Below are 8,942 nucleotides of genomic sequence, written 5' to 3'. Positions count from 1 at the left end.
ATGATTATGAGCCGATTTAATTTTATGAGAATTAAATTTAGAATTATCGGAGCTGTATGCGGTGAAAGTCGCACGTACAGTTCTTAATGGGGAAAGCGGCAGCAATGCCGCCGACCTACATAACAAAAAGCAAGGATTATGAGGAGTACATTCAAGACCGTTTTTTATGTAAACGGAAGCAAAGAGAAGAACGGAATTGTTCCCATTATGGGACGGGTTACAATCAACGGGACTATCGCACAGTTCAGTTGCAAACAGAGCATTTCAAAGGAACTTTGGGATGCCAAAGGCAACCGTGCCAAAGGCAAGAGCCGTGAGGCGGTGGCGGTCAATTATGCCCTTGACAACATCAAGGCGCAGATAACGAAGCATTACCAGCGGCTTTCCGACCGTGAGGCGTTCGTAACGGCTGAAATGGTACGTAATGCCTATCAAGGTGTGGGCACGGAGTATGAAACATTGTTGCGTGCCTTTGACAAGGAGAACGAGGCGTTCGCCAAACGGGTGGGCAAAGACCGTTCCAAACGCACATATCTGAAATATGTCATTGTCAGGAGATATGTTGCGGAGTTTATCAAGAAGAAATACAAGCGGACGGACATAGCGATGAACGAACTGACCGAGGACTTCATCCGTGACTACTGCCTGTACCTGCGCAACGAAGTCGGGCTGGAACAATCATCCGTGTGTGTATACTCCACACCGTTGAAACACATCGTCACCGCAGCCCACTATAACGGGAAGATAGCGAGAAACCCGTTTGCGATGTACCATCTTGACCCCGACCACAAGGAGCGTGGCTTTCTCACGGAGGATGAAATTCAGGCGTTGAGTGCAATCAAGCTGGACAATCCCAACTTTGCATTGGCAAGAGACCTGTTCTTGTTCGGTTGTTGGACGGGAATCTCGTTCACGGACATCAAGAACCTGACCACTGACAACATCATTGAAATGAATAGCGCATCGTGGATTGTGTCGAAACGCCAAAAGACGGGCGTACCGTTCCAAATCAAGTTGATGGACATCCCGATGCAAATTATCAAGCGGCATGAAGCGTTCAGGACTGACAAGCGGCTGTTCAATATCGGCTCGCTTGATATGGTGAACAGACGCATCAAAAAAATAGCTAAAAGATGCGGCATAGAAAAGCCGATTTCATTCCATCTTTGAAGACATATCAATTCTTCTTACTTATTGAAAACAAGGAACTTACAAAGATTGTCAGCTTGATAGGTAACGATATGGAAACCAGCGGGCTTCTATATTCTGCAATGTTCTGCACTAATCAAAAGAACGCTTTTCTCATTTGCAAAAGTAGTGCTTTTCTCCCTTATCGCCAAAACTATTCCTCTGAAAAATAGAGAAAATCAATAGCCTTGTTCCCGTCTTTAGTTCCATACTGTTTCCCCATTATATTTAAGCCTACCTGTTGGTGGAGTGGCTGGTCTGTTGGCAGGTCTGCCTGTCTGCCAGTGTGCCGGCAGGCACGCAGGCGGGTCAGTCTGCAGGCAAGACGGATGGCAGGATGGACGGCAGGTAAGCAGAACAGCGGGCAGGTTGGAGTGCGGGCAGGCTTGCTGTCCAAATGTGTATGCTCATACGCTTTTGTTTATTGCACCATCCCTTTATTGCTTCATTACTACATTGATAGGTGAATGCATTGTACCACCAATTTATATCATCCCAACTCTACCCCTCTAAATCCGCACCCCATTGCTGATACTTTTATTTGAAGTTTTGCTGTTGTAAACCAGTACGACAGCAAAACAGTAAACCAGCGTAGCATTGAAACTATGTTGTTTTCTATCTGTATAGAATAGCGTTCTTTATTATCAGCTTCTATCCATCATCGTTTTTGCAAACCATAGGTTCGATGCACTTGCAAACAAGCGAGGAAGTATTTTGTCTAAAATCGCATTTCCCTATTGGTCAAAGGTAAGTTCTGACTGTAATTGGCTCATATTGGCATCGAATTGACGCTATTGCCTGCATTTCGGGAAAGTGAAAATCCGGCTTTCGTGCCCTGCATTCTCAAATATAGTTCAGACCTGCACATTAGCCTTATCCCGGTTCTTCTTTTGGGCAGCTTGGGCATCGGGAAACGATGCTTTGAGAGCCGGAATAACAGCACAAATTCCAATCCGTTTGCTGGCGGGTTTTTGATTTCACGAGAAATCAGCAAGGTATGTTTTGAGTAACTCAAAACTTTTCGGGTTACTCCCGAAAACCTTGCCGCTGGGTTGCCCCTCCGAAGTCGGGCAACCTGTTCCAACCTTGCGGTTCTCTTGGTCTATTCCTTATACTTTATGCCGTACAATCTCATCTTGCTGTACAATGTGGTACGCCCTATGCCGAGCTGTTCTGCCGCCAACTTTCGGTTGCCACTGTCCGCGTGCCACTCTTCATCAATGAAGGCGAAATGATTGAAATCGACACGCGCGGCGGCTCTTATGTTAGCCGCGTGAAGGCATAAGCTTCCGACAATCCTCATCAAACAATCAAAATACAAACCGGGAAGTCCCATCTTGTCAACAGAGGGACTTCCCAGCTTTTTCTTATCTTGTTCAAAAAAGATGCCCTATCCATCACCATCCCCTACGCCTCCCGCACCACCTTCCGCCAGTCCACCGACTGCAACAGAAAGCAACGGCACATCATCTGCGAGGTCACAGACGACAGCTCGCCCAGTCTCACCAAATACCGGCACGTCATTATTGAGGCAGAGCCATACATTGCCTTACCCGCTCATCCGCATACGGCGTACCGTCAAAAATAGTCTTTTCATTGGCAAACCCTTTTTCCGTGCCGTAATACAGCAGCCACGGCTTGTGCCACTGTTTGGTGAATGTTAGAGCATCCTCCAGCAAAGCCTTGTTGCCACCGCATTCGAACAAGAAGCGGTTCAAGTCATGGTTGTCAAGGAACAGCCACAAACGAAAACTTGCGGGATAGCGCGCAAAGTGTGATTTTACTTTCTTGTAAAGCAGCTTGTCATGAAGCGGAGACATCCCTTTGTGGACGGTAGCACAAATCATCTGCTGGAAACTGAAATCAAGCACGCCGTCCAACAAACCGGCATATTCCAATTGCCGAGCCTCCTGCCGGGAATAGCGCAGACTATTCAGCCAGTAGCGCAAATGATGACGTGGTTTGAAGTCCATCTTCCCCCATACCTCGCCAATCAAGTGCACCTTCGGGTATTCCGCATGAAGCACTCGGCTGAAATACTCCCAGAAGGCATAAGAAGGCCCCGTGGCATGATCCAAACGGATAGCGTCAAACCCCAACCGGCACAAGTCCAGCCCCCTTTCCGTCAAGTAATCCCTTGCCTCCGGATTATCGGTATTGAACATAGGAAGGAATCCCAAGCCTGCGAATCCCAGCACGCTGCCATCCTTATGATATCTGAACCAATCACGGTGTTTCCCCTCCGCGAACAGCGCATTCTTTTCATGGCAATGATTGGCCACGAAATCCGCCACAATGACCATGCCTCGCCTGTGCGCCTCGTCCACAAGCCTCCGCACATCGTCCCAAGTACCGAAATGAGGGTCTACCTGTTCGTAATCCGTTATGTGGTAACCATGATAGGCATCTGTCTGATAAAAAGGACTAAGCACAATGCCATTGGTGCCCAAACTTTGGATATAGTCAAGGGAAGCAAGTATGCCTTTCAGGTTCCCGCCCTTGAAGCATACTTCCCCCCTGCTATCGTCCTGCACCGCAAAACGGTCTATCAGAATATGATACAGCAACACGTCCCGGCGTTATTGTTCCTTCCCTGTCCCATTGCAAGCTGTGCAACGTCCATCCGGGCGGCAATTGGGGCAAGTCACATATTTGTTCGTCAACGGATTTATATAACGGTGCGTGCCATTGCACGTATTGCATTTGCCCGAACCGTGGCATAGATGGCAAGACTTCTGATAAGTTTTTCTCGGCTGTGCGCTGCCCGATCCACCGTCCGTGCCGGTTCCGCCGCCCGAATACCCACCGCTATACGTGTTTGTATTGTTTTGATGGATATCGAACGACGCTTCTCCTTTTTTCATCCCATAAACCAGAGTGCTACCCTGTCCCGTGTAAGGATTGGTTCCATACGTGTAAGAACTCATCTCAAAATTAGCAGGATTGACTTTATAATACTGCGTCGTTCCAAACGCACTATTGCCTTTGTACACCTTCCAACCACCGGAAGTATTGACATATTCGCACTTACTTCCATCGACCACAATGTACGAATCGTAAATCATCACGCTAAGCACTAATCCCGGCCCAATAGGATCCGTATATTGCCCCGTCTCCGGACAGTAGCCTTGGGAACTTTGAGTATAAGAGCCTTGATATAACAGTTTCTCGCCGGAACTGCTGCCGGAGGATGAACTGCGGCTACTGCCGGAACTGCTGGCTACGGAAGAGCGCGAGGTAGATGCAGAGCCGGAAGATTTGCTGTCCGGATGATAATAGACACCGAGTTCTCTCAATCGCTTAGCTGCTGATTCATCTTCCTCTCCGTATTCCTCATAATAGGCATCCATATCCTTTTTGTTCCAATAAATAGCTTCTTCTTTATTTCTAGAAGTGTAAAAAATAGCCAAAGAGGAATAAGCAAATCTATTGCCTTGTGCAGCAGCTTTCAACAGCCAATATTCTGCCTTTGCATCATCCCTAGGAATTCCCCCCAATCCTAAAAAATAAGTATCCCCTAAAACATATTGCGCGCCAGCGTCTCCTTTTTCTGCAGCCTTCAGATACCATTTCATAGCTTCTTCCTTATTCTCCTTAAAAAATATCCCATCACGATAACAGTGTCCTATACAGCATAAAGCATCAGCATGTCCTTGTTCAGCAGCTTTCATGTACCATTTTACGGCTTCTTCCTCATTGTTTTCAAAACCGCCTAACCCATACTGATAGAACCCACCCAAACGATACTGCGCCTCCGCATCCCCGTTTTGCGCTTTCCTTATCAACTCACGGTCCTGCGCCCCAACAAAGATTGCCAAGCACAAAAGACACCCTACTAAAAAGAATCTTTTCATTGTTCTGTCAATTAAATTATTAAAACAAAAAAATTATCTCTCATCTTCCATTTCCCGGTGAAACCTCCTGTGCATCCTTTCAATGCCCGGCAAGAGGACGCAATGCCACAGGATTATCAGCAACACGACCACCATGAGCACGCACAGCGCGACCATCACAGGGTCATACCCCCAATAGCAAGAGCCGTCCGGCTGCTCCTGGCTGCCAACGACATTGACTGTCACACTAACATCTTCCATAGACGACGATCTTAAATTGTATAAATAGTTTTGGATAATCTGCAAGACAGAAAGAACGAACGCCACCACCGCAACCCATAACATGAGTTTGTTGAACCAAGTGCTCAGACTCAAGCTATACGATTGGAAACGGAGGTCTGCTTCTTGGGTCAGTTGCTCGAAAACAGCCATAATGCCCATTTGCCTGTAAACGAACTGGTATTTCTCATCGATGGCCGCCAAGTGGGCGTGCTCCGTTTTCAAGTAGTTCGCCAATTCCGCCAAACCTTTTTTGATGCCGGCTATCTGCTGCTCGTCCAGCCTGCGCCTCACACGCCCAAGCCAATCCTTGAAATACAAGGCAGAACATAATTCGTAAATATTCAAACTTCCATCCAATTCCTTCGGCCAATGAATAGGCAGCCTACCCTGCTGCCGTTCTGCTTCCTCTTCTTTTGACAAGTCGAACGGATGATGGGTTTGAAGGAACACGATACCGCTCTTGCCTATATACGTCCGCTCGTACTTGTTCTTAGAATATGATTCCCTGAAAGACGAGCCTACGCAAGAATCAGAAACTTGATTGATATTGTCATTGCCGCTTAGCAGGCAGTCCGCAAACCGGGCGTCCTTACCCTGCCAATATGCATCAAAATCCGGATAACCGGGATAATAATAGGCTGCGGTCATGGCTTGGGCGAGCGAATCCGCGTTCACCACCGGCAAAGCAGCCAAATCGATGTCCGCCGAAAATGCCCTGACAACGGAATATTTGAACTCAACTTGGCAGGACTTACTCCCCTCCACCTCAGCCACCAGTCTATTTATCCATTCCCTATGGCCGAACGTCGGATTCGGCCACGGACGAAACAGCCCTTTCCATTCCCCGTTCAGGTCTCTTTCTTCATAAAAGGCTTTCTGCAAATAAATCAAGTCCCTGCCTGTACAGACCTCACACGAAGGAGAATCCTGACGCAAGGCTGATTCTTCCTGCTGGTTCTTCGGGAAACACTTGTCCACCTTTGCAGACACTGCCAAGAAGTATTTCCTCCTCGTATGCCCTGCATGAAAGGAAAACGAAATCACATAGGCTTTCAGGAAAACTTTACGGTAGACGCAATGAAGACTATCCTGCGGGAACGAACGGAAAAAGAAATCGAGAGAATCTACTTGACAATAAAGGCACTGCATATCATGGTTCTTGACGCAAAAAGGCGATTCTATCGGCATCCAGCCCTTTCTTTCTATTTCACGAGAGTATTTCTTCCCCAATCCCTTCAACGGTATCAGGAAAGTAGTCTGAGCCATGAAAATCCTCTGTGCCATATCGTTCGATGTTTAGTTGGATGGTGTCCTGCGCATGGTTGTGCCTTGCTTTTACATGTACCTGACTTGCCCAAGCCTATCGAAACTTCCACTGCGCGTAGACAGTTGCAAAGTTATAAAAATATTCAATAAAGAATGCGAGAACAGTATAAAATCACAAGAATTAACAATAAGTTTTTACCGCCTACTTCAAATTTCTTATCCGCCATTCCCCCGAATATGTCCGATAACCACTATCTTTGTCCTCCGAACAAACCCTGAAGACCGTATGAAAACCATACATTCCTTAGTCTGCAACTTGAATGCAACGGCAATCACCATTTCAAGGCTGTACACATCATAGCTTGTCATGTTGTCCAGCTTAACATCGCGCATGGTATCGCTCTCCAACAACTCCATGTTCTTGTAAATGGCACGATTGCCACGACGTATGTCGCAGCCGAAAACATTGAACGCATCGGACATTTCCTGCTGCGTCATCCATACGGGAGCGATCGGCATAGTGACCGCTCCGTTTTCGCTAATTGTGATTATTCCACGTTCCATAATCATTTTCCAATTTGCTCGTTATTAATGTCTGTTTCTTTTGGCAATTCATGCCTTTTGTACCATTCCCCTGTTCCGTACATCATTCTGACCGCCATCAGGTTGTCCATATCTTTTGATATCTTCTTGTCCGTCACTTCCGCGTAGCGTTGGGTAGTTCTTATGCCGGAGTGCCCCATCATCTTGGCGATGCTCTCGATGGGTATGCCCTCTGAAATTAAGAACGTTCCGAAGGAGTGCCGACTCATGTGGTAGCACAAGCTGGTGCTTACTCCGGCAAGGACGGCAAGTGATTTCATGTGCCGCCGTAGGTTCGGATGGTGTATCATGGGGAACAATGTCGGACGGTTGTCGTCATGGTATTTCTCTATCAGGGCGAGTGCTTCGGGCAACAGCTTCACGCTTGCCCGAAGCTCGTTCTTCTTGCGGCGGTATTTCAGCCAAAGGCTTCCCTCGTCATCCGTATAAAGGTTCTCACGGGTGACGCTCACGGCATCCGCATAGGCGGTTCCGGTGTAGCAGGCAAACAGGAAGAGGTCGCGGACAAGGATATGCGTGGTGCGCCATGCGGGTATCTCCACGTCGCGTATCTTCTCGAAGTCCTCTCGGCTCAACGCCCTCGGTGTCCGTTCACTTTGTTTGGGCAAGGTGAAATTGGCAAAATGGCATCTTTCAGTATATCCTTCCTTGTAAGCGATGCGGCATACCTTTTTCAGGATGGCGAGATAGTGGCGCACCGTATCCACGGCATATCCTTTCACGTCCATCACGAAGTTCTGGTAATCGTGGATGAACTGTTCGGTAAGCTGCCCGAAAGCGATGTCCTTCGTCTTGAACTGCCACTGTATGAACTCGCCCAACGTCTTTCTCATGTAATAATAGCCGGGGTACGTTCCTTTGGCACGGTCAATCCCGATACGCGCCTTCAAGTCCTCGCAGATGCGGTCGGTCATCCGAAGCAGTGTCATCTGCGTTTCCATGCTGCCTTGGAACAGGTCCTTGACCGCCGTCGCGTCAAAGTCCTGCCCGCGCTCAACCAATGTGTCAAACGCCGCATTGACCGCAAGCAGCAACTTGTCCAATTTCACGTTTGTCTCCACCGCCTCGCGGCTCTTGCCGTCCAGACGGCTTTCCCTCGCGTTCCACAACTCCGGTCTGCACGACAGCTTGCAGCCGAACTGCGCCATCGTGCGGTTCACCGTTATCCTTCCCATAATCGGGGCTTTGCCCGACTTGTCCGTTCCGCTCTTTTTCAGGTAGAGCAGCACCTTGAATTTCTCGATTTTCATACGCTCACACTTTTTGATGCAAAGTTAAGTTGAGTGCAAGCGTTCCTTGATTTGCAGAACGGCGCGTATCGGCGCAATCGGCACGGGCGCACAACAATTTCATTTTCCGTGCGTTACCTGTCCTTGCTTCGGTAACAGGCGGCTAACGGCTTGGTAACTGAAATGCCTCGCCATTCCGCACTCCGTTGCGTTTCCCGCATCCGGCAGAATAATGCAAAACCGCTCATTTCAAACGGGTTGCGTTTTGTTGTTATTTGTTTGCTGACGGGTGCTTTGTGGGTTCTATTCCACACCGCCCGCCATTCATTCGCTGTTTTGGCTCTCAATTACGGTATGCCGATAGAGAGCGTGAGTAAGATTTTAGGGCATACGAATATCACCACCACACAAATTTATGCGAGTGCGCCCAGATTGGTCGCTTGATAAATACTTCTGTAGCAAGAAGTTAGGATTGGGTTCAATATAATCCTATCGTCAATCAGCTTATCCGACGGGGAAACCTAACGGGGAGTGTAGCATG

General features: G+C 48.0%; 7 protein-coding genes and 4 pseudogenes. 4 read left to right on the top strand and 7 right to left on the bottom strand.

What is annotated here, in order from left to right:
- Positions 1-138: 138 nt before the first annotated feature.
- Complete coding sequence (locus I6E24_RS14265) at positions 139-1,170, top strand: site-specific integrase (RefSeq protein ID WP_235329205.1); 1,032 nt, start codon at positions 139-141, stop codon at positions 1,168-1,170.
- Between the two features lie 172 nt (positions 1,171-1,342).
- Here I6E24_RS14265 and I6E24_RS14260 read toward each other — a convergent pair whose 3' ends face one another.
- Both I6E24_RS14260 and I6E24_RS14255 read right to left on the bottom strand, forming a co-directional pair.
- The gene (locus I6E24_RS14260) at positions 1,343-1,585 is read right to left on the bottom strand and encodes a hypothetical protein (protein ID WP_235329204.1); all 243 of its coding nucleotides are present in this window, start codon (positions 1,583-1,585) and stop codon (positions 1,343-1,345) included.
- Between the two features lie 705 nt (positions 1,586-2,290).
- Positions 2,291-2,386: pseudogene (locus I6E24_RS14255) on the bottom strand (helix-turn-helix domain-containing protein); the annotation flags it as partial.
- On the opposite strand from I6E24_RS14255, the pseudogene I6E24_RS14250 reads away from it, so the two are divergent.
- Positions 2,375-2,473: pseudogene (locus I6E24_RS14250) on the top strand (elongation factor P); the annotation flags it as partial. The pseudogenes I6E24_RS14255 and I6E24_RS14250 overlap by 12 nt on opposite strands.
- 87 nt (positions 2,474-2,560) lie before the next feature.
- Complete coding sequence (locus I6E24_RS17510; RefSeq protein WP_394800411.1) at positions 2,561-2,776, top strand: hypothetical protein; 216 nt, start codon at positions 2,561-2,563, stop codon at positions 2,774-2,776.
- Here I6E24_RS17510 and I6E24_RS14245 read toward each other — a convergent pair.
- The 5 genes and pseudogenes from I6E24_RS14245 to I6E24_RS14225 form a co-directional block, all read right to left on the bottom strand.
- Entirely contained in the window at positions 2,712-3,758 is a 1,047-nt protein-coding gene (locus I6E24_RS14245; protein WP_235329203.1) for an alpha-amylase family glycosyl hydrolase, read from the bottom strand. The two genes, I6E24_RS17510 and I6E24_RS14245, sit on opposite strands and share 65 nt — an antisense overlap.
- Positions 3,759-3,767: 9 nt before the next feature.
- On the bottom strand, positions 3,768-5,042 hold the full coding sequence (locus tag I6E24_RS14240; protein ID WP_235329202.1) for a tetratricopeptide repeat protein: 1,275 nt from the start codon (positions 5,040-5,042) through the stop codon (positions 3,768-3,770).
- A 33-nt stretch (positions 5,043-5,075) separates the two neighbouring features.
- The gene (locus I6E24_RS14235; protein ID WP_235329201.1) at positions 5,076-6,587 is read right to left on the bottom strand and encodes a hypothetical protein; all 1,512 of its coding nucleotides are present in this window, start codon (positions 6,585-6,587) and stop codon (positions 5,076-5,078) included.
- A 198-nt stretch (positions 6,588-6,785) separates the two neighbouring features.
- Positions 6,786-7,133 carry a transporter gene (locus tag I6E24_RS14230; RefSeq protein ID WP_235329200.1) on the bottom strand — a complete coding sequence of 116 codons (348 nt, stop codon included), beginning with the start codon at positions 7,131-7,133 and terminating at the stop codon, positions 6,786-6,788.
- Positions 7,134-7,237: 104 nt separating this feature from the next.
- Positions 7,238-8,422: pseudogene (locus I6E24_RS14225) on the bottom strand (tyrosine-type recombinase/integrase); the annotation flags it as partial.
- A gap of 279 nt (positions 8,423-8,701) precedes the next feature.
- Between I6E24_RS14225 and I6E24_RS14220 the strand changes: the two are divergent.
- A pseudogene (locus I6E24_RS14220) lies at positions 8,702-8,845 on the top strand (tyrosine-type recombinase/integrase); the annotation flags it as partial.
- Positions 8,846-8,942 lie beyond the last annotated feature (97 nt).

Origin of the sequence: Bacteroides caecigallinarum (genome assembly GCF_021530995.1) — a bacterium.
Taxonomy (GTDB): Bacteria; Bacteroidota; Bacteroidia; order Bacteroidales; family Bacteroidaceae; genus Phocaeicola; species Phocaeicola faecigallinarum.
The sequence above is the reverse complement of the archived record's forward strand: the minus strand, read 5'-3'. Positions and strand labels throughout refer to the sequence as shown.